We start from the raw sequence: 24,036 nt of genomic DNA, 5'->3' as shown, positions 1-24,036 counted from the left end.
GGCCCTCCTCCTACGTACGGGAAGTCGCAAACGTGTCGCTCACGATCGGAATCGTCGGTCTGCCCAACGTCGGCAAGTCGACCCTGTTCAACGCCCTGACCAAGAACGACGTGCTCGCGGCCAACTACCCGTTCGCCACGATCGAGCCGAACGTGGGCGTCGTGGGCGTCCCGGACGCGCGCCTGACCAAGCTGGCCGAGATCTTCGGCTCCCAGCGGATCCTCCCGGCGACCGTCGACTTCGTCGACATCGCGGGCATCGTCCGCGGCGCCAGCGAGGGTGAGGGCCTCGGCAACAAGTTCCTCGCGAACATCCGCGAATCGGACGCGATCTGCCAGGTCATCCGCGCCTTCAAGGACGAGAACGTCGTCCACGTCGACGGCAAGGTCTCGCCCAAGGACGACATCGAGACCATCAACACCGAGCTGATCCTCGCCGACCTCCAGACCATCGAGAAGGTCCTTCCGCGCCTGGCGAAGGAGTCGCGGATCAAGAAGGACGTCGCGCCGAAGGTGAAGGCGGTGGAGGAGGCCAAGGAGATCCTTGAGCGGGGCGACACCCTCTTCTCGCAGGGCATCGTCCAGGGCGGCGAGCGCGCGGAGCTCCTGCACGACCTGCATCTGCTGACCACGAAGCCCTTCCTCTACGTCTTCAACGTGGACGAGGACGAGCTGATCGACGACGACTTCAAGAACGAGCAGCGCGCCCTGGTCGCCCCCGCCGAGGCGATCTTCCTCAACGCCAAGCTGGAGGCGGACCTCGCCGAGCTCGACGAGGCGGACGCGATGGAGCTGCTCGAGTCGGTCGGCGCGGAAGAGCCCGGCCTCGCCACCCTCGCCCGCGTCGGCTTCAACACCCTCGGCCTGCAGACCTACCTCACCGCCGGCCCCAAGGAATCCCGCGCCTGGACCATCAAGAAGGGCGCCACCGCCCCCGAGGCCGCCGGCGTCATCCACACCGACTTCCAAAAGGGCTTCATCAAGGCCGAGGTCATCTCCTTCACCGACCTGGTGGAGACCGGCTCGGTCGCGGAGGCCCGCGCGAAGGGGAAGGCGCGCATGGAGGGCAAGGAGTATGTGATGCAGGACGGCGACGTCGTCGAGTTCCGGTTCAATGTGTAGCGGGTGACGTACCACCACATCGCTGATCTCGCAAACTTGCAGGTCAGAAGGGGTTCGACTCTCCGGGGTCGGGCCCCTAGTTTTTTCCCGTGCTGGGATGGTGCTGGGATGCTGCTGGGAAACCTGACCCCTCGTCACCTGTCATCACCCCTGCTCATCCCTGCCGTGCTGGGATCGTGCTGGGATATCGGTGAGGGTCCCGTGCTGACTCGGGCGCCGCAGCCCTGTGGGAGGTGAAACAGGCGTGGCCGAGTAATGTCTAGTCCCAGGTGACGTTTGACCGGGACCGGACAAAATCCGCGCTCACACTTTCTTTGCCGCCGTTGTGACGAAGGAAGCGAAGGCCAAGGGGCTTGGGACGCCTGAGAGTTGCGAGGTCTGCATGGCCTGGGGCCTTCACCCTAACCCGGGCGGCTCGACGATCCTCTGCTATGTGTGCAGGGCATGGTGGTACAAGTACCCTGCCGACTCGTGCGGCACGTACGGCGCGACCGTCCCCCTGCGTGACGGAGTCTGCCGGGCCTGCCGTCACCAGGCCGCATTCGTCGTCGGCCGTATCAAGGTCCCGTCAGCCGGCCACGGGGCCCGGTTGGACCTCACGGTCGCAGCCGCAACCGGGCACCAGACGTTTCTCGCTGACCTGATCAAATGGAATCGGCGCCACCACCTCACCGCAAGAACAGCGGAGATGCCTGATTCGCCGAGCGAAACGCCGCACAGGCACCCCCTGCTGCTGAAGCCGCCCGAGAGTATCCAACTCACGCTTTTCGAGCCGGTCCGGGACTTCCGGCAGCTATCGGAACCCGAACGGCTCGAAGAGGCGCTCCTGGACAGGATTCACCCCCGCAGATCCCGGCTATGCGGACTTCCTCGTCGATCGGGCCAGGGACGTCGCGGCGGTACGGGGGCTGGAATCGCTGCACCATCAAGCGCGTGAAGTGAGGCTTGATGATCCTCTCGGCCCTGCACCAGCCTTCCGAAAGGATCAAAGCCACCACGGTGCACGGTGCACGCACTGTCCCGGGACATCGATGTCCCCGCAGTCCATCTCATCGACATGCTCAACGATCTCGACATCCTGCTCGACGACGCACCCGACACCCTCGAACAACTGGTCAGAGCTCACCTCGCAGTGCTTCCCGAGCAGATACGCGGCGAGGTGACCGCCTACTTCGACATCCTCCGCAACGGAGCCCTCCGCCGCCGCCCCAGGTCGCCTCACACAGTCGACATCCACCTGCGGCTGATCGTCCCGTTCACTGCCGAGTACGGCCGCCCGCTTCGGAGCCCCCTCGCTCATCGCGCTGGGCGCGGTGGCACCCGCCGCCGGCTGCGCGCTCTACGCCCGCCTGGAGGAGCCGGGCTCGTACGCCGCCGACGCCCTGCCGACCCTGCTGCTGTTCGGCGTCGGCTTCATGCTGGCCTTCGGGGCGCTGAACATGCGGGCGTCGTCCGGGCTGCGACCCGCGGACAAGGGGGTCGGCACCGCCGTCTACCAGGCCGCCGTCCCGTTCGGCGCCGTCGTCGTGCTGGTGGTCGTGGCGCTGCTGCTGGGCCGGGGCGACGGCGCCGGCCCGGCCACCGGGGACGGCCTCGCGTACCAGGACGCGCTCCTCCTCGTCACCGCGGTCGCCGGCGCGGGAGCCCTCGTCGCGCTCGCCGGTGCTCTGCGCCGCTCCCCCTGAACGTCCGCCGAGTCGTCCGTACCACCGGAAGGAAGTGTCCATGTCTGAGGAGAAGTTGCGCCTGGCCGTGCTCGTCGGCACCGTCCGGGACGTCCGGCTGGCGCCGGTGTTCGCCGGATGGTTCCTCCGGGCGGCGCGTGCCCACGGGCGGTTCGAGGTCGACGTGGTCGACGCCAAGTACATCGCGCTGCCTCTCGCGGTGGACCGGCGCAGCGCGGAGATCAGCGCCGAGCCGCGGAAGGTGACACCCGTGCTGGCGTCGGCGGACGCGTTCGTGGTGGTGACGGGCGAGTACAACCACAGTTTTCCGGCGGCGTTGAAGAACCTCATCGACTGGCATCGCACCGAGTGGCAGGCCAAACCGGTCGGCTTCGTGAGCTACGGCGGGATGAGCGGGGGGCTGCGCGCGGTCGAACAGCTTCGCCAGGTCTTCGCCGAACTGCACGCGATGACCGTCCGGGACTCAATCAGCTTCCACAAGGCCACCGCACTGCTGGACGCCACCGGCCGCATTCGGGACGAAGAGGCTTACGCGCCGACGGTGAAAAGCATGCTAGGCCAACTCGAGTGGTGGTCCCTGGCCCTCAGGGAGGCGCGGGACAAACGTCCTTACGAGGCCTGATCGCACGGCATTCCGGATTTCCCGAACAAGGAATCGGGAAGTAATTGCGCCACATTCCGAAAGGTGGCGCGAAGACCCTGCTTGACCTCAAGTTCAGTTGAGGTTCTAAGGTGGCGCCATGGAGACGGAAATGACAACATCTCCCCAGGTCAAGGCTGGGAAGCGAGAGTGGTTAGGGCTGGCCGTCCTGGCTCTGCCGACCATCCTGATCGCCCTCGATATGTCTGTTCTGCACTTGGCGGTGCCGCATTTGAGTGCAGACCTCGACCCGTCGAGCACGCAATTGCTCTGGATTGTCGACATCTACGGTTTCCTCATCGCTGGTCTGCTCATCACCATGGGCACATTGGGTGACCGTATCGGCCGACGGCGGCTGTTGCTCATCGGCGCGGTGGGATTCGGCGCAGCCTCGGTTCTCGCGGCCTATTCCACGAGTCCGGTGATGCTCATCACCGCGCGCGGGCTGCTGGGCGTGGCCGGGGCGACCCTGATGCCGTCCACGATGTCGCTGCTGCGGAACATGTTCCACGACGCGAAGCAGCGCAACGTCGCGATCAGCGTGTGGATGGCGGGCTTTGTGCTGGGCGGCGCCCTGGGACCGGCCGTCGGCGGCGTGATGCTGGAGTACTTCTGGTGGGGATCAGTCTTCCTGCTGGGCGCGCCGGTGATGGCCCTGCTGGTGATCACCGGGCCCATCCTGCTGCCGGAGTACCGCTCCGAGCAGCCGGGCCGGCTGGACTTCCTCAGCGTGCTGATGCTGCTGGTCGGCGTGCTTCCGGTGGTCTACGGCATCAAGGAGTACGCCTCGCACGGCATTGAGGCCACCTCCTCGCTGATCCTCGCCGTGGGCCTGGCCATCTGCGCAGCCTTCGTACTGCGCCAGCGCAACCTCGAGTCGCCGCTCCTGGACCTGCGCCTGTTCAGCAGCCGTACCTTCGCGGCCGCCCTGGCCGTGCTGTCCCTGTCGATGTTCGTCATGGCCGGCGCGCAGTTCTTCCTGGCCCAGTTCCTGCAGATGGTGTCCGGGTACACGCCGATGGAGGCCGGACTGCTGATGCTGCCGATCTCCGTGATGATGGTCATCGGCATCATGGCGTCCCCCGGACTCGCCCAGAAGATCCGGCCCGCCTACCTGATGGCCGGCGGACTGGCGATCGCCGCCGTGGGCCTGTTCATCCTCAGCCGGCTGACCGAGGATTCCGGCATCGGCATGGTCATCGCCGGCGGCGCCATCATGAGCCTGGGCCTGGGCCCGACTCCGGCGCTGGGCACGGGCATGGTGCTCGCCACCGCTCCCGCGGAGAAGGCCGGCGAGGCCTCGGCCATCCAGGAGACCGCCGCCGAGCTGGGCGCCGCCCTGGGCATCGCCCTGCTGGGCGCGGTCGGCACCGCGGTCTACCGCGCCCAGGTGCAGGACAGCATTCCGGACGGCACCCCCGAAGCGGCCACGGCCGCGGCCGAGGACAGCATCGGCTCCGCCGTCGCGGCGGCGGAGGACCTCAGCGGGGACACCAAGGAGTCCCTCCTGGACGCCGTGCGCACCGCGTTCACCGACGGCATCCAGATCTCCTACACGGCCAGCGTGGTCATCGCCCTCGCCATCGCCCTGCTGGTGGCCACCCTGCTCCGCCGGGTCACGCCCACCCTCGAGGAGGAGGGCGAGGCCCCGCAGCCGGAGCAGAAGGTAACCGCGACGGGTGATCAGGCCAGGTAGCCGGCAGCCGCAGAAAGGCAGCGGGCTCTCCGCGTGATTCGAGGCCCCGGGGCAGGTCGTCCTCGCCCCGGGGCCCGTCATGTGGGGGCCCGCACAGGCGCAGGAAGGTGGCCCCGGCCATGGGCGCACAGCAACGACGGGCCGACCGTCCCGGACCGCCCCGGCGGCCCCGGCCAGCCGGACAGACCACGGCCGCACAGACCGCGGCACACACAGGCCGGAGCCGACGGCGGGGACCGCCTCGGCTCCGGCCTCGAGGAGGGCGCGCTGCACGTGTGGCTGCTGCGCGCGGCCCACGGCGCCGGGCCGCTGCCCCGCAGCGCGACCGACGAACTCAGCGCACGGGAGGCCCGGCGGGCCGCCGCGACGGCACGCCCCCGGCACCGGCTGCTGTATCTGTCGGCGCACATCGCCCTCAGACGGCTGCTGGCCGCCTACACCGGAGTCCCCCCGGACCGGCTCCGCCTCGGACGCGCACGCTGCCCGCGGTGCGGCGGCCCGCACGGCCGCCCCGTACTGCTCGGCTTTCCCTGCACTTCTCCCTCTCCCACAGCCACGGGCTGATCCTGGCCGGGATCGCGTCGGCACCCGTGGGCGTCGACGTCCAGGGAGTGCCCGGTCCCGAGACCGTCACGCTGTGCGCCCCCGCGCTCCATCCGGCGGAACAGGCGGAGATCGCGGGCGCCCCGGAGAGTCTGCGCCCGGTCGCCTTCGCCCGGCTGTGGGCCCGTAAAGAGGCGTATCTCAAGGGACTCGGCACCGGCATCGGCCATGGCGTGGGCGCCCGCTACCTCGGTGAGCGCGGCGGGGACACGGCACCCGCCCGGCCGGCGGGCTGGGACATCCGCAGTCGAGCCGATCCACGGGGTGCACCGTGGTGCTCGGGCTTGGTCGACTAGAAAACGAAACCGGTCTGATCTCCCTCTTGCGACTGGAGTCCCAGCAGGCCGGGCAAGTCCGACCGGCGGCGGACCGAGAGTTTTCGGTACACACGGGTCAGATGTTGCTCCACCGTGCTCACTGTGATGTACAGCTGGGCGGCGATCTGCCGGTTCGACCTGCGCGCTGCGGCCAGCGAGGCAACCCGCCACTCGGCCTCCGTCAGACCCCCGGCGCCAGTGGTGTGCCTCGGCGCCGGACCGGTTGCCGTCGGCTGTCCGCCCTCCGCCCAGGCCGGCTGGGGTGGGGCCAACGGCTCGTCGAGTGGGCTCGCGGGAGGCCGTAACCGATGGGGCACGCCGCATGCGGCGGCCAGGCTCAGCGCCTCTTTCCAGCGGGCCCGCGCGGTACGGGTGTGACCGTCCGCCAGGTCCACCTGGCTGAGCTGGGCCAGCACCTGGGCGAGCGGGAGACGGCTGTGCGCCCCGCGCAGGGTGCGCTCCGCCTCCTCCAGATGAGCCCTGCGCTGCTCGGGGGCGTCGACCACGGCCAGGATCCGCAGGGCTCGACCTCGGGCGTCGGTCGGCCGGTCGCCCTGCAGGAGCTCGGCGTCGGCCATCCGTCGGGCCTGCTCCGGCTCGCCGAGGGCCAGGTACGCCTCTGCGGCGTGGGCGCGCCAGCAGGAGCAGCCGAAGGGGTCGGCCGGTCGGTCTTCGCCCTTCGGGGCGCAGGCGATGAACTCGTTCAACGCCATGTCCGGACGGCCTGTCTCCAGGAGGTAGCAGCCGAGGGCGATGCGGTACAGCGGGCCGAACGACGAGTCCCACATCTCGTCCGGGACGGGTCGTTCCAGGTAGTGGGCCGCCCGGCTCGGATCGCCCATGAGGGTGTGGGCGGAGATCAGGACCGACAGGGGTAGGCCGACAGCGACGCCCCAGCCCTGCTCGTGCAGCAGTGCCAAGGCCGCCTGGGCACACTCCGAGGCCGTACGCGGGTCTCCCAGTTTCCCTCGGATGTGGCCGTGCAGAGCGGCCAGCAACGCGTGCCGGACGGGGAACTCGTCCGCGGGCAGGCGGGTTCGCTTCTCCTCGCAGAGCCGGTCGGCGAGGGTTGTCTCACCCTCTTGCACCAGTTCCATTACGGCCGCGAGATCCAGTTTCCAGAACGGCCGAGCGTCCATGTCTGCCGAGGCGGCCCGCCGCCCGGCGGCCTCGTGGTCGTCGTTCCACTCCGTGGCGGCCATGGGCGACAGAAGGCGCCGCAGGCGGCCGGAGTGGACCACCGCGGTGCGAGACGGAGGTATCGCCGTCGCACCGTACCCGGTGGCAAGGGTGCTGTCCTGGGCGGTGCGGAAGTAGCCACGTACCGCGGGGTCGCCGAGCACTTCCGGCCACAGGCAGCCGATCAGGGTGGACAGGGCCCGTTTCCCGTCGTCCGCGTGGGACGGGTCGCAGGTCTCGACCAGCTGAACCAGCACCTCCCGTGCCCGATCGTGCCGGCCGAACCAGAGGAGCCAGGCGACGAGGAGGCGCAGCGCACGGCAGTCGGCTCGCCCGGCGCGCGCCGCGGCCAGCAGCCGGCCCACCTCGGGCTCCGCCGCCAGGGGATTGACCCAGACCAGTGTGTGGACCAACTCGGCGGTGATTTCGGCGCGCTGCTCTTCCCCGAGTTCGGCCTGGTCGGCCAGGCGTAGACAGGCGAGCGCCCGGTCCGTCTGCCCGGCCACGAGAAGCTGCTGCCAGGCACGTCGCAGCACCGGCACATGGGATACGTCGGGCCGCTCCTGCGCGGCCAGCAGGTGCTGGGCGACGGCGAGGGCCGGTGCCCCCTCCGCGACGAGCAGCGCGGAGGCCCGCCGGTGCAGGCTCGCCAGTTCGGCGCCGAGCATGCCGAGGACGGCGCCCGGCACGGCCGGATGCCGGAAGCCGCCCTCACCGAGTAAGCCCGCGCATTCGAGTGCCGCGATGTGCTTCGCTATCTCATGGGGGCAGCTCTCCAGCAACTGGGCGGCCCGTGCCGGGGTCGCGTCGTCACCCAGCACGGCGAGGGCCTGGACGGTCTTCGCGAGACACGGGTGGCGGGCCAGACCGGCGAGGTAGGCGGTCCGAAAGGCGTCCCCGATCGGGACCGGCGTTTCGGGCTCGATGCCTCCGGCCACGCGCAGGTCGCGGACCAGCGCTGCGGCCAGGGCGGGGTTGCCGCCGCTGATCCGGTGCACCGGCGCAGCCAGCCGTGTGGCCCCCTCGGCACCGAGCCCACGCTCCAGCAGCGTCCTGACATCGTTTTCCCTCAGGCTGGTGGCCTTGAGCAGACAGGCGCCGGGGAGTCCGAGGAGGTCCAGCCGGTTACCGATGGCGTCGCAGAAGGCATCGGGCGGGTAGGCCACCACCATGGTGATGTTGTGGGACTGGGCGCGGCGGGCGAGATAGAGCAAACAGGAGTGCGAGTCCGCGTCCAGGTACTGGGCGTCGTCGATGAGGATGACCATCCCGGTGTGTTTCGCCGCCGCGACCAGCGCGGAGAAGAGGTCCTGCAGGAGGCGTGCGGGGGCGAGGCCGGACGGGGTGGCGGACGCCGTACGTCGCACGAGCCGCCACACGGCCGACCGTACGGTGTCGGGAATCCCCGGAACGTGAATGAACTGCTCGAAGGCAGAAAAGGGGATTTCATGCTCTTCGCGAAACCCGGTGGCGTGCAGGCATAAGGAATCCGAGGCAATGGCCAGCCTTTTCGCCTCTTCCAGATAGAAAGTTTTTCCAGTTCCTGGACCTCCTTGCAGGATGAAGATTCTGCCACGCTGGTTGATCAGATTGATGGGGTCACCGAACGGCGTCAGAAATAAATCGCGGATTTCCGTTCGCATCATAACCGTCCTGTTCAGGTGCATGGAGCCGCCCCGGGTCCTTCCTCCCGGGCGGCGAGCAACCCCCGTCCGCCGTTGATCAAGTGTAGGACTGGTCAGGTGGGGTATCGGATCGCCATTCAGAATCTTTCCATGTGCTTTACGTGGGCATAGAGAAGCAAAGGGAGTGGCTGGTGAAGTGCCGCACGTGATGGTGTTCAACGGTGTGAGCGCGAGGGCGTCGCATGAGGGTCTCCCGTGTGGAGATTCTGCGTGTATTCCATGTCTGCTTCCTGCGGGAATGCCGCCTTGCGTGCGCCATCGGCGAGGCAGGGGCGACCGTGCGAGGCGAACCCTGCCGTTTCCCGGATTTACCTTCCCGTGATCACTGTTTGGTCGTCTGCTGGTCGCCCTTCGGTGATTCCTTGGTGAAGCGAGGGGTACCGCGGATCCCCGCAGGAGTTCCGGTGTCCACCCGCTGTGGTCGGCCGGTCCTGGCGGATGCGTAGATCGCCGTCACCACGGCCACCGCCTGCCGTCCTGCCGCCCCGTCCACCAGCGGGGGCCGTCCCTCCCGCACCGCGTCGCAGAAGTCCAGGAGCTGGTCCCGGTGCGGCTGGTACAGCAGACCCGAGGCGTCCCGGGCAGGGTCCCGCACCAGCGCCGCCGCGTAGTCGGCGGACTGGTCGGCGGTACCGAACGCTCCGTACGCGGGCGCGTCCTCGCCGTGCCGGGCAAGGTGCAGATAGGCGAGTTCGTCGTCGTCGATGACCACGGACCCCCGGTCCCCGTTCACGGCCGTCCGGGCGGTGCGCCCCGGGTAGGCGGCCGTGGTGGCGAGCAGGGTGCCCAGGGCGCCGTTCGCGAAGCGCAGACTGGCCGTCGCCACGTCCTCCACCTCGATACCGGGGTGGGCCAGTCGCGCGGTGTGCGCGGCCACCTCCACCACCGGCCCGGCCAGCCACTGCACCAGGTCCACGGCGTGGATCGCCTGGTTCATCAGCGCTCCGCCGCCGTCCAGGGCCGGCGTGCCGCGCCAGGTGCCGGAGGAGTAGTACGCGGAACCGCGCCACCATGCCAGCTCGGTCATGACGCTGGTGACCCGGCCGAGCCGCCCGGATGCGATCGCCGTACGGGCCAGCCGGGCGGCCGGGTCGAAGCGGTGCTGAGACACCACACCGAGCGTCCGTCCCGCCTCCCGGGCCACGGAGATCAGCCGGTCTGCGGTCTGCGGCGTCACGTCGACGGGCTTCTCCACCAGCACGTGCTTGCCGGCGCGCAGTGCCTCCTCGGCCAGCCGCGCATGGGTGCCGCTCGGGGTGCACACCAGTACGGCGTTCACGTCCCGCCGGGCCAGCAGCCCCGCCACGTCGGTCGCCCCGCAGCGCACCTCGGCCGCCAACGCGCCGACCCGCGCCGGGTCCCGGCCGGCGACCGCGGCCAGCCGCGCCCTGTCGGCCAGTTCCTTGTCCTCGCGGGTCAGCAGCCGGGCCAGGAAGCCGCCGATCGACCCGCAGCCGATCACTCCGAACGTCAGCACAGAAACATCTCATCCAGTCAGGGCCGTGGCGTCGGCCAGGTGGTTGGGGAGCGCGGTGAGCCGACGCTCCAGGTCATCGAGGTCGGCCGGGTAGTCCGCCCGGTACCGCCGGGTCACGTCCCTGACCTCCTGCCAGGTCGCGGGCGCCGTACCGCCGTTGAGGCCCGGGGCGAGCCTGTCGTACAGCGGTGTACCGGGGCGCGGGGAAACCAGGTCGAGCCCGAACCGGGCGGGGAGTTCCGCCGCCCAGTCGACCAGCCGGTCCGGCACGCGGGCTGCGTCGCGCGGCAGCCCGATCAGCACGGAGGCGAACGGGGTGATACCCGCGTCGCGCAGCTTCAGCACGGCGTCCCGGAACGGCTGCCCGGCGTCGACCCCCGAGGGCGGCTCGGCCCGCAGCCACATGCCCCGGCAGCCCGCCTCGGCCCACCGGGTGACCTCGGTCTTCAGCACGGTCTCGGTGCTCGTCCGGGCCACCCAGTCGATGCCCTGACCGCGCAGCCGCTCGCAGATCACTCCGTAGTACGACGTGTCGATGCCGAAAACCGAGTCCAGGAAGGACTGGGACGGCAGACCGGCAGCCCGCTGTGCCGCTACCTCGGCGACGACCCGGTCGACCGACCGGGTCCGCGGCCCGGCACCGAACGGGGGATGGTCGAACGTGCCGTCATGCGTGGCCAGCATCGTGCCTGCCGGCCCCGGCCGCGGTACGCCGTCCACGACCACCTCCGCTGTGTACCGCTCCAGGGGCACCAGGTCGTATGCGGGCATCGGCCACCGGTCCTGGTCGAGGTCCGGGTAGGGCCGGGGATGGTTGCCCACCACGGTCACGGGTGCGGCGGGCCGTGGCAGGTCGCCGTAGAGGACGGGTGCGGCGGTCCCCGCCCCGAGGTCGCGTACGCCGTGCACGGTCGCCGAGCCGGCCTCGCCGACCGCGACGTGGTCCACTGCCAGGTCGAGCAGAGTGGCTCCCGGCAGGTGGGTGCCGTGCGGGCCGACCGCCATGGTACGGGCGCCCGGGAACCGCCGCCGGGCACGGTCGGTGGCGGCCCGGACCGGTGCCAGGTCCAGGGGGTAGCGCCGGGCGCGGCCGACGCCGGCTGTGAAGACCACCAGCAGGTCGGGGTCTTCCGTGACCGGGGGGGTATCCGGAAGGCGCTGGTCCCATACGGTGACCTCGTGGCCGTCGGCACGGAGCCCGGCCGCGGCGGCCAGGACGTCCAGCGGGACCCGGACGACGAACCGGTCGACCGGGCCGGCGGGCACCACCAGGCAGAGGCGCAGCGGGCTCACGTGCGCAGCTCGGTGCGGACCGAGGAGGGGCGGGCAGCGGGGTGGGCGGTATCGGCGAGCAGGCCGATGCGCGCCACCCCGCGCAGGTCGAGGCCGGGCGGCCCGGCCGGGGACAGCAGCGCGGCGACCGACCAGCGCAGGGCGTTGTCCAGGGGCGAGTCATGGATGAGCCACTCGCGCCGCAGCTCCGGCCCCTGCACCACGAGCCGGTGGGTGTTGCGCGGGAGTCGGGTGCCCCGGGACAGCGTCACCGGGTCCAGGTCCAGCTCGAAGCAGACCGGCCCGGTGAGTACTTCGACATGGCGTTGTCTGCTCTCCCCGGCCGCGGCGGGCAGGCTGAACCAGGTGGGAACGGCGACCTGCCCGGACGGGTCGGAGCCGACGATGGTGGAGTACAGCTCGATGTCCACGCCCTCGGCCACGGCCTGCTCGTGGGCCGCGGTGCTGGTCAGTTCGGGGTCGGTCGCCACCCGCAGGCCCCACTCCTCGGGGCCGGTGCACATGTAGCGGTCGTACGTCCCCGACGGCAGTACGCCGCGCACCAGGGCCAGCATGTGCAGCCACTCATAGCCGAAGACGCCGTAGTCGTGGTCGACGAAGCGGCCCGCCGCGATGTCGGCCCGCCGGTCCTTGCCGAACCCGACGCGGACCGCCCGCAGCTCGTGCCGGGGTGCCAGCTCCTGCCGCAGTGTTCGCAGCAGGGCCATCGCCTGGGAGTGCCGGTACTGGTCCATGACCACCAGACGGGCATCGGGGTGGTGGTCCAGCAAAGAGGTCAGCTCGGGGATCTCCCAGGTGCGGCACAGCGGCTTCTCCACGAGCAGCCGGGCCGTGGGGTCGACGGCGAGCACGTCCGCCACGGTCGCCACGTGGGTGGCGGTCGGCGAGCACACCGACCAGACGTCGACGGGGCGGTGGCGGGCGGCCTGCTCGGCCCCGTCGAAGACCGGGATCGCGGTGGGCGGGACACCCGGGGCGGGATCGACCACGCTCACGTCGAACCCGAGGTCACTCAGCAGCCGTTGGTGCAGCCGGCCGGCGGCCCCGTAGCCGATCACACACACGTGGGGGCCGAACGCGCGGGGGGTCATCGGGTCACCGGGGCCGGGGCGGCGGGCATGGCCGTGTCGGCCGGTGCGGCGGGGCGGCGGGTGCCGGAGGCCAGGTACTCCTCGTAGTAGGCGGAGAACAGTCCCGCCTCGTCGATCGCCCGGTCCACGGGTTCCAGATGGAGGCCGGGCCCGAGCCGGTCGGCCTCGCGGCACAGCGTCTTCGCGGCGATCAGCGTGCCGGCCCGGTAGGCGTCGTAGCCGTGGTTGGCGATCCCCTCGTACTCGAAGAGGTTGAGCGAGCGGCCGTCGCCCAGCAGGGTGGCCGTGGTGCCGGTGGGCAGGGCGTAGCGGACGCCGACCTGGGGGATCACCGTGGACCGCAGTCCCTCGAACCCCTCGCTGAGCAGGCTGAAGTCCTTGGTGGCGAAGCCCGCGAGGTGGACCCCGTCGGGCAGCAGCGGCAGATCGGCGTGGGTGAGGGCGAGTTCGCCGGTGTTGCCGATGATCAGGAAGGGGGCGTGGGCGTTCAGCGCCTCGCCCGCGCTGATGTACGTCTCGTACCCGTGTTCGGCGGCCGTGATCAGGGCCAGGATGTCCGTGTCCACGACGGCGACCCTGCAGCCCAGCGCGCGCAGCGCGTGCGCCACCCGGGCGCCGAGCGTGCCGTAGCCCAGCAGCAGGACATGGCGGCCGATGAACTTCTCGCCGGGCAGGACGGCACGCAGCCGGCGTACGCAGGAGTCGGCTATCTCGTTGTAGCCGAGCATGCTCTTCAGCCTCGACCGCGCCATGTTCAGCACCGGGATGGTCAGTTCACCGGGGGCACCGGCGATGCGCTTCAGCCCGCTGACGGTCAACTCCAGGGCGCCGTCGATGCGTTCGTCGAGGATGCCGTCGGCTCCGTACCCTTGCGCGAGCAGGCCGCCGTCGTCGACCACCAACACCTTGCGGCCCGCCTCGTGTGCACGGCGGACGAAGTCGTCCACCCGCTCGTTGACTGCCAGGGCGTACGCGCGCGCGGTGGTGTCGGCCGAGCCGTTGATCACCGAGTTGTCCAGGGTGTCGCTCTGGTAGCCACGGTGCAGAAACCAGGCGTGGACGCGGTCGCGGTGCAGGGTGCGGTCACCCTTGTTCAGCGCGAAGATCCACTCCCGGTCGATTCCGGCGCGCTCCATGCCGAGCAGGAAACCGACGCTGTTCTCCACGTAGTGGTCGCGGAAGATCAGTGCCCAGTCGCGGAAGGCCGGCTCCTCGGTGGCGTAGCGGGCGACCAGCGGCATGCCCTCCACGATGGAGTCGATCTCCGCAGCCGTGTAGCACCGGCCGCGCAGGGTCAACGCCTCGACCAGGCGGTCGAAGACGGCCTCGGCCCTTCCGGACAGCGGTCCGGCGGCGGCGAGCAGCACCTGGGTACGGCCGGCCGGGGGATCGATGGGGGCCAGGGTGTCCGGGGCCGCGTCCGCGATCTGCCGGCTGCGCAGTTGTACGAGGGTGCCGTCCAGGTCGATCAGGTGGCCACCCGGCTCCGGTTCCGTGAGGTCCCGAAGTGGCACCCCCTCTCCGCGTAGTACCGAGCGGACCGTCTCGTCGACGTCCTGAGGCGTCATACGGCCGTCGAGGATCTCGTACCGGCCGGCGCCGCGATCCGTCGCGGTACCGGCCTCGACCGCGACGCCCAGGGACTCGCTCTCGGCAAAAGCCATCGTCTCAACCTCTTCTCGTCGTGGTATCGGGCCATCGATACGCCGGGGAAGGACAGTTGTGCCCCCTCCCGCGGCGTGGGGAGCTGTGCGAGAACGGGGTGTGCGGGCACCGCGACACCCGTCAGCGGCAAGGGCGCAGACGGAGGCCGGAAGAATCGTCCGAAGCCGGCCGGGCCGCACAAGAGCCATCTCGCATCCGCGAGCCTATGAAGATCGTCAGCCGCTGCCCCAGCCCCTATGGCCCCTACGACCCCCTACCAGCCGGCCGCGCGCTGTGGGGGTACGCCGACGTGCGCTGGAGGATCGCCAAGGGGGAGCGCACGCCGCACTCCGCGGCGCCCCGCCGACGGGCAACGGGGGTGCACGGGCGGGCTCTTCTCCAAGACCCTCGCACTCGCCTCCGTGCCCTCGGCTCGGTTCGCCGCGGAACGGCCGCGTCGGCTCTCGCCCAGGTGCGCGATAGGGGTTCGTAGGGGCCGTAGGGGCTGGGGAAGCCCAGGATGATCTTCGTAGGCTCGCGGTGGGGAGATGGCCCGGGTGCGGCCGGGACTCCCACATCCCGTCCTCGCACAGCTCCCGCCCCGCAGGAAGGGGCACCAGCCGGCCCTCCCCCGTGTGCCGGTCACCCCTGACCGACGGCCTGATCCACGACGACGAGAAGAGGTTCGAGATGATGGTGCGGCGCTTGACACGGCCAGTGCGCCCCCGCCGACGGCGGTGAGCACGTCGGCCGACGGGCGTTTCGCCCCCTGGTCCCGGTGCCAGGGCGAGCACCGCGACCCGACCGGTGCTTCCCCGCCGCGCACCTTCCGGTCACCCGTCCGCGTACACCGGAGCGCCGGTACGCACCAACGCTCCCCCCTTCCTCCCCCCCCGCACCCCCTGGCGCGACCGCGGCAAAGCCGGCGGCGACCGGGCCCCGTCCCGAGCCCCCGTCCCAGGCCGCTGCCTGCCCGCGCCCATGATTCCGCCCGGGAGTCCCCATGACCCACGTCTGTTTTGCCATCCCCGACGACGAATTCGAGCGTGACTTCCTTCAGCTCCCCCTCGACGTGGCCAACGCCTGCGCTGCCCTGCGCGCCGAGGGCATCGGCGTGTCCGTGTGGGACAACCGTCTCACCGACACCCCGCCCGACACCGGCCCGGACCCCGACATCGTGGTCGTCGTCACCGCCATCGCTGACCGCGCCCAGTGCTATCCCCTCGTACTGCACCCGGTCAGGGAGCTGGTGGAGGGCAGCCGCCGGCAGTGGCCGGGGGCGACCGTGCTTGCCTGCGGACCGCACGCCACCCATCTGCCCGAGGCCACCCGCGCCGAACTGGGCGCCGACTTCGTCGCCCGCGGCGAGGTGGACTCCGCCGCCATCCAGGCCGTACGCGACCTGACCGCCGGCCGCCCCGCGCTGCCGGTGATGCCGCTGGTGGACACCTATCCGCAACTCGCCCCCGAGCAGTGGCCGCTGCCCGCCTACGACCTGTTCGACCTGACCTCCTACACAGCCGAGGTGTTCATGGACGGGCGGGTGCGCCGCGGCTCGTGCGGCATGGTTCTGGGGGTGCGTGGCTGCACGTACGGCTGCACCTTCTGCCATCTGCCTTTCGGCACCCGTATGCGCCCGCAGCCCGTCGAGCGAACCCTCGCTGAGATCGCGGCCATGCGGGAAGGCGGCGTCGACTTCGTCTTCTTCCTCGACTACGTCTTCGGTCTCCACCCCACCTTCTACCAGGACCTGTGCCGGAGCCTGACCGGACAGGGCCTCGGCTGGACCGGACAGAGCCGGGCCGAGGTGGTGCTGCGCACGGACGTGGCGCAGTGGGCGCAGGCCGGCTGCAAGGGTATGTGGCTCGGTGCCGAGTCCCCCGGGATCGCCGAGACACCGGTCGGCAAGCGGGTCAAGCCCGGTGTGACCGACGCGGCGGTGCGCACGTTGCAGGACGTCGGTATCACCCCGTTCGCCTTTGTCCTGCTCGGCCTGCCCGACGACCCCGCCTGCCAGAACGGCGAGTTGCTGGACTGGGCGACGAACCTGCCCGGTTACTTCGGGCTGAACCAGCTCTTCCTGCGTCCCGGCACCACGCTCTACGAGCAGCTGGCGCCCCGCTACAACGACGGCAGGATGCCGAGCACCTGGTCCGAGGTGGAGGCCGTGACCCGCCGCTATCGGGAGAGCTACCCCGTGGACCTGAACGAGCTCTGGGACCGGCTGGTACGGCTCCCCAACTACCTAGGCAACGCCATGGCCGCGCTGTGACACGCCCGCGCCCAGCACACCACCGCCCCTGCCCGGCGCCCGCCGACGACGCGACGGCACCCACCGGCCGAGCCCACGCGTACCCGGCTGTCGGGCACAAACAGAGGAACGCACCGTGAACGAGCACACCCACCCCCACTCGCCGCACGACATCATCTCCCTCGCCACTGCCTTCTGGACCTCCAAGGCGCTCCTGAGCGCCGTCGAACTCAAGGTCTTCGCCGCGCTCGCGGAGAAGCCGCGCACCGCCGACGAACTCCGTGCCGACCTCTCCCTGAAGGGCCGCGGCGCACCGGACCTTCTCGACGCGCTGGTCTCCGTCGGCCTGCTGGACCGCTCGGCCGAGGGCATCTACCAGAACACCCCGCTCGCCGACACCTATCTGAACCCCCAGCGCCCCGCCACCGACATCACTGGTTACCTGGAGTACCTCAACTCCGCTTTCCCGGCTTGGTCCCAGCTGTCCGCCGCGGTGCGCAGCGGAGGCCGGCTGAACCGTAACGAGGCGCTGGCCGCGGCGGCCGACGGCGGCCGTGAGACCGTGCGCGGCGGGGTTCTGCTGGAGGGCGACCCCACGGCCGACACCTTCGGCGAGGCGTACTCCACCCCGGAGCAGGTCACCGGTTTCGTCCGGTCCATGACCGGGTTCAGCCTCGGTGCGCACCTGGCGCTGACCACGAGGTTCGACTGGTCCGCGGCGCGCTCGGTGGTGGACGTCGGCTGCGCGGAGGGCGCCTTCCTGGCGCACATCCTGACCGCGCACGAGCACCTCGAAGGCACCGGCTTCGACCTGCCGCAGGTGGCCGACAGCTTCGCGGCCTACCTGGGTGACTCGCCCGCCGTCGGTCGGGCGCGGTTCGTGGCGGGTGACTTCTTCCACGAGCCGCTGCCCTCCGCCGACGTCATCGTGATGGGCCATGTCCTGCACGACTGGAACCTCGACATCAAGAAGATGCTGATCCGCAAGGCGTACGAGGCGCTTCCCCCGTCGGGCTCCCTGCTCATCTACGAGATGCTGATCGACGACGACCGCAGGAAGCACACCACGGGCATGCTGACCAGCCTCAACGTCTCCCTGGCCTCCGCCGGGGGGCTTGGTTACACCGGGGCCGAAGCCAGTTCCTGGCTCACGGAGGCGGGATTCCGCGAGGTGACCGTACGTCACCTCGACGGACCGGACCACATGGTGGTCGGCGTGAAGTGACGCCCCACCGTCGGCCGCGCGGGTCCCGCCCGCGCGGCTCCGCCCCGGCCCCAGAGATCGGAAGACACCGTGAGAACCCACCCGCTCGCTGATCCCCGCCCCGACGCGGACGCACGTGTGCGCACCCCCCGCGATTCCGCCGCCGGCGCGGTGCGCGGGTGGCACGGGACGCACCGGTCCTTCCGTTCCCGTCGCCACACCGGCCGGGTCGACGAGGCGGTACGGCCCGGGCGAGGGCGCGAGCTGCCGTCGGCCGGCCCGCTGTGCCGACGGCAGCTCGCGCCGCGATGAGCGCGGCACCGTCGGCGCCGCCGCGGCCGGGACGACTGAGCACGGCGCTCGGTCTGCCCCGGCTGGGCGGTCAGCGGCTGCTGCTCGCCGCCGTGCTGGTCGACAGCACGGGCAGCGGCCTGGCCGTGCCCTTCCTGCTCCTCTACCTGACCGGCCAGGACCGAATGACGGCGGCGACCGCCGGCACGCTGCTGACAGTGGCTGGGGTTGCAGCCCTGGCCGCGGGGCCGCTGTCCGGGCCGCTCATGGACCGGTGGAGCCCACGTCGGCTCGTCCAAACGGCCCATGTGCTGCGCGCGACGGCGTTCCTCGGCTACATGACGACCGGCTCGTGGCCGGCGGTGCTGGTCCTGGCCACGCTCGCGGCGCTGGGGGACAACCTGTTCTGGCCGGCCAACCGGGCGTTCCTGGCTCGCCGCTGCCGACCCGACGAGCTGCTCCGCTGGTACGGCCTCGAACGCACCCTGCGGAACGTCGGGATGGCGGTCGGCGGGCTCGCGGCGGGCTTCCTGGCCGGGCTCGGCCCGACCGGCCTGCGGCTGGTCATGGCGGGCAACGCGGTCAGCTACGCCCTCGCCACGGTCCTGATCGCCCTGCTGCCGACCGCCGCCCGGCCCCCGTCCCCCGGCCCGGCTCCGGCGGTTCCGAGGCCCCGCCCGGCCCGGCCCCGGCCCGACCGCGCGTACGTCACCATGGTGGCGGCCAACACGCTGCTCGTACTGGTCTCAGCGGCGCTTCCTGTGCTCGTACCGCTGTATGTCGTGCAGTGGCTGCACCAGCCCTCCTGGGTCGTCGGCGCGGTGTTCGCGCTGAACACCGCGCTGGTGACGGCGGGTCAGGCCCTGGTGGTGCGGCGCCTGGAGCGGCGCGAGTACCTGCGCGTCCTTCAATGGGCGGCCATGCTGTGGTCGGCGGCGGCCGTGCTGTTCGGCACGGCGAGCGGGCTGCCGCGCACGGCGGTACTGCCGCTGCTCGCGGTCGCGGTACTGGTGTTCACCGCGGCGGAACTGATGCACGCCCCCACCAGCGACGTCGTGGCCGTTCGCATGGCCCCCGAGGACGTACCCGGCCGGCACCTGGGCCTGCACCAGCTGTCCTGGGGGGTCGGCTCAGCGATCGCCCCGCTGGTCCTGACCGGGGCGCTGACGCTGGGCCCCTGGTGGCCGTGGGCCCTGCTGGCCACCAGCGCGGCGGCGGCCACCGCCGCACTGGCCGCCGTTCGCCGTGCCGTCGGCCAGGTCCGCCAGGACGGGGACGGACCCGGCGACTGAAGACGGCTGACCAGCGCGGCGGGGTCTGCCGCGGCCGACAGGCATCCGAACGAGACGAACCGCAGGAAGAACGAAGTGATGGCCGAGGACATAACGTTTTGGGACTACTCGAGGTCGCAGGCGCTCAGCCGCTACAACGGATCGAAGATCGACGTGCGAGAGATAGCGGTGCTGTGCGGCATCCGTAAGGACGCCGAGTCGGTGGACACGCGGCTTCCTTCCCCGGACGAGATTGCGGGAATCCATCCGCTGGCGCTCAAGCGGCCACGCCGGTGGGAGGCGGCGATCGCAGCGATGATCTACGCCGGCAGCGGTCAGCTCGCCGCACGTCAGGAGATCATCAAGGCGAGAGAGCTACTGGACCGGCTGTCCAGGGCCGACCGCAGTGCCCTCAGCGTGTCGCGCATGCTGGCGTTGGTCCCCACGATGATCGCCGGCTTCCGCTTCAGCCGACAGAGCGAGATGTTCAACCCGGAGTCGAACCGCTATCTGGAAGGCGCGCGTTTCCTCTCGGCGCTACTCGAGGACAGGCCTGCCCTCGACGTGGAGATCGGACTGTGCGCACACCGGGCCGGTGTGACCGACCCGGTGCTTCCCGAGCACGTCAGCGGTCCGGGCACGGCCCGCATGGTGGCGTTCGTCAGTGCGCTGATGGACAACTCGCTCGCCAGGAAGCGGACGGTCAACGTTTCCCAGCAGACGGCGACCGACCGGGCCGCCAGCACGGTGAACTCGTTGGTCTTCCTGCACTACGCGACCGAGGGACGGGTGGAGCATCTGCTCCGCATCCTCGATCAGCACGCGGACGACCTACGGGCGGCGCTGGCGTGCCACAACGCCGTCTCGGACACGGAATTCCGGTTCACACCGCTCGATCCCTTCAGCGACCTGGTCGAGCGTGACATGGACGAGGTCTTCGGCCCGGACTGGTCCGGTGCGCCCGCCGAACCGCACTGGAGAAGCGGGGAGACACTGCACTCGGCGGTCGAGGCGGCCATGGGGACGATGCAGCGGTTCATGCGGAACGAGCGCCACGACCTCGACCATCTGCTCAGGCTGCACAAGAACGGCGAACGTCCCAGTGAGCGGGGCGCATCGGCGCTGTGCTGGTTCGACCGGTACGAGCGGCGCCCCCTGGAGGTCCGGGCTCGTTACCATGTCGCCTTCCACCATCGCCTGGCCTTGACCACCTTGAGGAAAGACGGCGTGGGAATCGGTATGGAGCGGGGATGGGACGCGTATCAGTGGCTCGCATGGAGCGCCGCTTATGGCTCGCCCCAGAAAGCGATGCCGCTGCTCTATGCCAGGAGTTCGACCGAGCCTGCGAGCAACATCTCCTTGAAAAGCTTCAACCTCCGGCAGTTCTGGTGAAGCCCTGTCGGGGGTCGGAATCACATGCCGTCAACACTTCCCCGGAGCGACCGGGACACAGCACCGGGCGGAAGGGGGGTACCGCGACATCCCCACGGAGCCGTTCCTCGAAGAACGAGATCGACGCCCACATAGAGCGGTAGGACGCCGTGCCGGTGGCGTTCAAGGACAGAACGGGCCGAGATACGGAACCGGAGGTCTTCTTCGCACCCGGGAGAGGAGCAAGGGCACCATGCCCAAGGCCACGGCCTACGCGTACCACTTCAAGAAGGCGCTGAAGGCCACCGGCCTCGTGCGAGCGGATGGCAAGCCGCAGCACACATGACGTAGCACGGCTTGGATCCAACGTGCAGCGGGCGACACACCACCACGTCGCTGATCTGACAAACGGGCAGGTCAGATGGGGGCCGACCTTGCGGGGGCGGGCCCCTGGCCATTTCCCGTGCTGGGGCTGTGCTGGGATATTGGCGAGCGCACGTCCGGGCGAGCGCGGCATCGTCCAGGTTGTCCGGCTCCACCCCGGTCATCAGCTGCGCTCCTCCTCGGGGCGCAGCTCCCGGGCGATCGTGGCGGCGTGCTGAGATGGTCCTCGGTGAGCATGACGATACGCACCCCGGCCCGGTCGGCGCATGGTCCGAGCGTGGGTCTGTCGCCCGCATCCGCCCTTGTCACTGCGGCCGGGCGGGCCCCCGTGCCCGACCACATCGCGCGGACGGTTCGCTGCCGATCAAACCCGTCGCACATAAGCGCAGTTGATGTGGAAGTCTTGGCGTGCACCGTCGTGGATCAAGCTGGGTCAAGCCCGTCGACCCGGCGCTGCCGGGCCTCGCCGCCGACTACTGGCTGGTGATCCGGGAGGCTACGCGACGGCCGCAATCCGCTTCATCACTGAAAAGGGCGGCAGCAGCATGGTTGACGTCATCGGGGCCGGATTCGGCCGCACCGGCACGGCCTCGCTGAAAGAGGCGTTGGAGATGCTCGGCTACGGCCCGTGTCACCACATGACCGAGGTGATCCAGAACCCCGACACCTCTGCCGGATGGATCGCGGCACTGACCGGTGACGCATCGGTCCTGCCCGGCCTGGTCGGGAAGTACCGGGCCACCCAGGATTTCCCCGGCGCCCTGCTCTGGCGCGAGATGATGGAGCTCTACCCGGACGCCAAGGTGCTGCTGAGCGTCCGCGATCCGAAGGAGTGGTACGACAGCGCCCGCGCGACCATCCTGAACCAGGACCTGCGGCGGCACCTGGAACAGGCGGCCGAGCCGGACGCGCGGAGGATGGCCGACATGTTGTTGTCGCTCACGGATGCCATGGCCGCCAAGGGCTTCCGCACCGACCTCGGCGAGCAGGAGACGATCGCGGTCTTCGAGCGGCACAACGAGGCGGTGCGCGCTGCGGTCGATCCGGAGAAGCTGTTGGTCTACGAGGTCCGTCAGGGCTGGGAGCCGCTGTGCGCGTTCCTCGGCGTGGACGTGCCCGATGAACCGTTTCCCCGGGGTAACGAGGCCGGTGTGTTCACCGGGAAAGTGCGACGGCTGGTGGCGGGTGAGGCCGACAGCACCGTGCAGTGACCCGCCGTTCGAGCCGGCGGTGGTGCGGGGCGGATACCCGGGCCAGGAAATGCACCTCCTGGTGACGTACTGGCCGGAGCTGCCGCAGGCGGCCGCCCGACAGCGGTCCGGACTCGGGGATGACGGCCTCGTCCATCTGCCTGTACTGGGGCGGGATGGCCCTCAACGACTACGCCGACGCTGTGGTCGACGCCGTCGAGCGTCCCCAACGACCCGGCCCCTCCGGGCGTATCAGTCGTCGGAGCGCGCTCGCTGTGGCAAGTGGGCTCACGAGGGCCGGACTCGGACTCGCCGCTGTCCCCGGGAGGCGGCGCGGCCTGGCCACCGAGGTGCCGCTCGCCGGGCTGGTGTGGGCCTATGACCTGGCCCTCAAGTCCACCCCCGCAGGTCCCGCCGCCATGGCCGGCGCTCGTGCCGTGGACGTGCTGGCCGGTACGCGGTCCCTCGCCCCGGCGCTGCCCCGGCCCTCGTGGTGGGCCTGCACACCTACACCGTGACGGCGTTGAGCCGTCATGAGGTCGACGGCGCCCCCGCGTCCGTACCCGCGGCGACCCTCGCCGGCAGTACGGCCGTCGGCCTCAGGTAGCAGACGCGCGCGGGTCGGCCGGTCGTGGCGGCCAGGTGCTGGTTGAGTGCGGCGGTGAGGGCCTCGGACGAGGAGACGGGGCCGGCCGAGGCGGTCCGTGCCGGCTGCGGTGTGCAGCGGCAGCGTCGGGTAGCCCTCGACTCCGAGACGGCGCACTTCGTGGAGGTCGGCCTGTGCCTCGGTGCGGACAAGTACCTGTGCCTCGGTGCGGACAAGTAAATGCCGGATTTGGGCTGCTGGCCCGCTCCCCTCGGTCGCGGGCCAGCACGCTGAGCAGGAAGCCGAGGGCCGCCTTCAGCGGAACCAGGTTCGACCGGGAGCCACGTCTCCGTCCGCTCCCCGGTTTCGTGTTCCGTTCCTACTTGGACCCCGGCAGGGAACAGCGTGGCGGTTCCCTGCCCAGGTGCAGCGCAGCGCTCAGTACTCCTCGGTCTCCACAAAACCGGCGTCCGTGTCGTTGCTCGCGCCGAAGGCGTCGGCAACGGCGGTCGGGTCGAATCCGGGCGGGCTGTCCTTGAGGCCCAGGCCCATGCCGGCCAGCTTCGCCTTGACCTCGTCGATGGACTTCGCACCGAAGTTACGGATGTCCATAAGGTCGGCCTCGGAGCGCGCCAGGAGCTCACCCACGGAGTGGATGCCCTCACGCTTGAGGCAGTTGTACGACCGAACGGTGAGCTCCAGCTCCTCGATCGGCAGCGCCAGATCGGCGGCGAGCGCGGCGTCCGTCGGGGACGGACCCATGTCGATGCCTTCGGCGTCGATGTTCAGCTCGCGGGCGAGACCGAACAGCTCGACCAGCGTCTTACCGGCGGAGGCCATGGCGTCACGCGGACGCATCGCCTGCTTGGTCTCGACGTCGACGATCAGCTTGTCGAAGTCGGTGCGCTGCTCGACACGCCCAAGCTACTCTCGGGCTTTCCTCCGGGCGCTTCCCTTCGGTCTTGCGTTTCCGACTCTATCAGATCGTTTTCCGATCCGATCCCCTGTCGGCGGGATTTGCCTTTAGGCCTCGTGGTTTCCCTTGCGGCCTTTCGAC

General features: G+C 70.4%; 19 protein-coding genes and 1 pseudogene. 13 read left to right on the top strand and 7 right to left on the bottom strand.

The genetic code is table 11. The features are described from left to right. Nucleotides 1-32 precede the first annotated feature (32 nt). Nucleotides 33-1,121 carry a redox-regulated ATPase YchF gene (gene ychF / locus CES90_RS26360; protein ID WP_189784696.1) on the top strand — a complete coding sequence of 363 codons (1,089 nt, stop codon included), beginning with the start codon at nt 33-35 and terminating at the stop codon, nt 1,119-1,121. Between the two features lie 985 nt (nt 1,122-2,106). Here the strand turns inward: ychF and CES90_RS26355 are convergent. Beyond that, nucleotides 2,107-2,421 carry a hypothetical protein gene (locus CES90_RS26355; RefSeq protein ID WP_189784695.1) on the bottom strand — a complete coding sequence of 105 codons (315 nt, stop codon included), beginning with the start codon at nt 2,419-2,421 and terminating at the stop codon, nt 2,107-2,109. Between the two features lie 13 nt (nt 2,422-2,434). Between CES90_RS26355 and CES90_RS26350 the strand changes: the two genes are divergently transcribed. From CES90_RS26350 to CES90_RS49885, 5 genes are all read left to right on the top strand, one after another. Continuing rightward, nucleotides 2,435-2,806: a hypothetical protein gene (locus CES90_RS26350; protein ID WP_189784694.1), complete on the top strand. Its 372-nt coding sequence runs from the start codon at nt 2,435-2,437 to the stop codon at nt 2,804-2,806. 40 nt (nt 2,807-2,846) lie between these two features. Then, nucleotides 2,847-3,428, top strand: coding sequence for an NADPH-dependent FMN reductase (locus tag CES90_RS26345; protein ID WP_189784693.1), 582 nt, complete (start codon nt 2,847-2,849; stop codon nt 3,426-3,428). 118 nt (nt 3,429-3,546) lie between these two features. Further along, nucleotides 3,547-5,142 carry an MFS transporter gene (locus tag CES90_RS26340; RefSeq protein ID WP_373313444.1) on the top strand — a complete coding sequence of 532 codons (1,596 nt, stop codon included), beginning with the start codon at nt 3,547-3,549 and terminating at the stop codon, nt 5,140-5,142. Nucleotides 5,143-5,223: 81 nt separating this feature from the next. After that, complete coding sequence (locus tag CES90_RS49890) at nt 5,224-5,706, top strand: 4'-phosphopantetheinyl transferase family protein (RefSeq protein ID WP_229914015.1); 483 nt, start codon at nt 5,224-5,226, stop codon at nt 5,704-5,706. Nucleotides 5,707-5,732: 26 nt separating this feature from the next. After that, complete coding sequence (locus CES90_RS49885) at nt 5,733-6,041, top strand: 4'-phosphopantetheinyl transferase superfamily protein (RefSeq protein ID WP_229914014.1); 309 nt, start codon at nt 5,733-5,735, stop codon at nt 6,039-6,041. On the opposite strand, the gene CES90_RS26330 is transcribed toward CES90_RS49885, so the two are convergent. The 5 genes from CES90_RS26330 to CES90_RS26310 form a co-directional block, all read right to left on the bottom strand. Then, a complete protein-coding gene (locus CES90_RS26330; protein WP_229914024.1) occupies nt 6,038-8,884 on the bottom strand; it encodes a helix-turn-helix transcriptional regulator in 2,847 nt (948 codons plus the stop codon). The two genes, CES90_RS49885 and CES90_RS26330, sit on opposite strands and share 4 nt — an antisense overlap. A gap of 364 nt (nt 8,885-9,248) precedes the next feature. After that, on the bottom strand, nt 9,249-10,403 hold the full coding sequence (locus CES90_RS26325; protein ID WP_189784690.1) for a Gfo/Idh/MocA family protein: 1,155 nt from the start codon (nt 10,401-10,403) through the stop codon (nt 9,249-9,251). A 9-nt stretch (nt 10,404-10,412) separates the two neighbouring features. After that, nucleotides 10,413-11,696 (bottom strand): B12-binding domain-containing radical SAM protein, encoded by a 1,284-nt coding sequence (locus tag CES90_RS26320; protein ID WP_229914013.1) that lies wholly within the window; start codon nt 11,694-11,696, stop codon nt 10,413-10,415. Further along, nucleotides 11,693-12,787 carry a Gfo/Idh/MocA family oxidoreductase gene (locus CES90_RS26315; protein ID WP_189784689.1) on the bottom strand — a complete coding sequence of 365 codons (1,095 nt, stop codon included), beginning with the start codon at nt 12,785-12,787 and terminating at the stop codon, nt 11,693-11,695. Before CES90_RS26315 ends, CES90_RS26320 begins: the two co-directional genes overlap by 4 nt. After that, on the bottom strand, nt 12,784-14,451 hold the full coding sequence (locus CES90_RS26310) for a Rossmann-fold NAD(P)-binding domain-containing protein (RefSeq protein WP_189784688.1): 1,668 nt from the start codon (nt 14,449-14,451) through the stop codon (nt 12,784-12,786). The genes CES90_RS26315 and CES90_RS26310 overlap by 4 nt, the downstream gene beginning before the upstream one ends. Before the next feature lie 983 nt (nt 14,452-15,434). Here CES90_RS26310 and CES90_RS26305 point away from each other — a divergent pair. From CES90_RS26305 to CES90_RS26275, 7 genes are all read left to right on the top strand, one after another. After that, nucleotides 15,435-16,703: a B12-binding domain-containing radical SAM protein gene (locus tag CES90_RS26305; protein WP_189784687.1), complete on the top strand. Its 1,269-nt coding sequence runs from the start codon at nt 15,435-15,437 to the stop codon at nt 16,701-16,703. Nucleotides 16,704-16,818: 115 nt separating this feature from the next. Further along, a complete protein-coding gene (locus CES90_RS26300; protein ID WP_189784686.1) occupies nt 16,819-17,907 on the top strand; it encodes a methyltransferase in 1,089 nt (362 codons plus the stop codon). Nucleotides 17,908-18,194: 287 nt separating this feature from the next. Further along, complete coding sequence (locus tag CES90_RS26295; protein ID WP_189784685.1) at nt 18,195-19,469, top strand: MFS transporter; 1,275 nt, start codon at nt 18,195-18,197, stop codon at nt 19,467-19,469. A 78-nt stretch (nt 19,470-19,547) separates the two neighbouring features. Continuing rightward, a complete protein-coding gene (locus CES90_RS26290; RefSeq protein ID WP_189784770.1) occupies nt 19,548-20,840 on the top strand; it encodes a hypothetical protein in 1,293 nt (430 codons plus the stop codon). Nucleotides 20,841-21,748: 908 nt separating this feature from the next. Continuing rightward, entirely contained in the window at nt 21,749-22,414 is a 666-nt protein-coding gene (locus CES90_RS26285) for a sulfotransferase family protein (protein WP_189784684.1), read from the top strand. A 119-nt stretch (nt 22,415-22,533) separates the two neighbouring features. Next, nucleotides 22,534-22,911, top strand: a complete 378-nt coding sequence (locus CES90_RS26280; protein WP_308437876.1) for a UbiA family prenyltransferase — start codon at nt 22,534-22,536, stop codon at nt 22,909-22,911. A gap of 143 nt (nt 22,912-23,054) precedes the next feature. After that, nucleotides 23,055-23,219 carry a hypothetical protein gene (locus CES90_RS26275; protein WP_189784683.1) on the top strand — a complete coding sequence of 55 codons (165 nt, stop codon included), beginning with the start codon at nt 23,055-23,057 and terminating at the stop codon, nt 23,217-23,219. A 198-nt stretch (nt 23,220-23,417) separates the two neighbouring features. On the opposite strand, the pseudogene CES90_RS26270 reads toward CES90_RS26275, so the two are convergent. Further along, nucleotides 23,418-23,897: pseudogene (locus CES90_RS26270) on the bottom strand (DNA-directed RNA polymerase subunit alpha C-terminal domain-containing protein); the annotation flags it as partial. Nucleotides 23,898-24,036 lie beyond the last annotated feature (139 nt).

It is taken from the genome of Streptomyces capitiformicae (genome assembly GCF_002214185.1).
Classification (GTDB): domain Bacteria; phylum Actinomycetota; class Actinomycetes; order Streptomycetales; family Streptomycetaceae; genus Streptomyces; species Streptomyces capitiformicae.
This window is presented reverse-complemented; position numbering and strand designations above follow the sequence as displayed.

Coding starts and splice junctions, on each gene's coding strand:
- CES90_RS26355 (WP_189784695.1), bottom strand. CDS start 2,421: ATGAGCGAGGGGGCTCCGAAGCGGGCGGCCGTACTCGGCAGTGAACGG.
- CES90_RS26345 (WP_189784693.1), top strand. CDS start 2,847: ATGTCTGAGGAGAAGTTGCGCCTGGCCGTGCTCGTCGGCACCGTCCGG.
- CES90_RS26340 (WP_373313444.1), top strand. CDS start 3,547: ATGGAGACGGAAATGACAACATCTCCCCAGGTCAAGGCTGGGAAGCGA.
- CES90_RS26330 (WP_229914024.1), bottom strand. CDS start 8,884: ATGCGAACGGAAATCCGCGATTTATTTCTGACGCCGTTCGGTGACCCC.
- CES90_RS26315 (WP_189784689.1), bottom strand. CDS start 12,787: ATGACCCCCCGCGCGTTCGGCCCCCACGTGTGTGTGATCGGCTACGGG.
- CES90_RS26310 (WP_189784688.1), bottom strand. CDS start 14,451: ATGGCTTTTGCCGAGAGCGAGTCCCTGGGCGTCGCGGTCGAGGCCGGT.
- CES90_RS26305 (WP_189784687.1), top strand. CDS start 15,435: ATGACCCACGTCTGTTTTGCCATCCCCGACGACGAATTCGAGCGTGAC.
- CES90_RS26295 (WP_189784685.1), top strand. CDS start 18,195: ATGAGCGCGGCACCGTCGGCGCCGCCGCGGCCGGGACGACTGAGCACG.
- CES90_RS26290 (WP_189784770.1), top strand. CDS start 19,548: ATGGCCGAGGACATAACGTTTTGGGACTACTCGAGGTCGCAGGCGCTC.
- CES90_RS26285 (WP_189784684.1), top strand. CDS start 21,749: ATGGTTGACGTCATCGGGGCCGGATTCGGCCGCACCGGCACGGCCTCG.
- CES90_RS26280 (WP_308437876.1), top strand. CDS start 22,534: ATGACGGCCTCGTCCATCTGCCTGTACTGGGGCGGGATGGCCCTCAAC.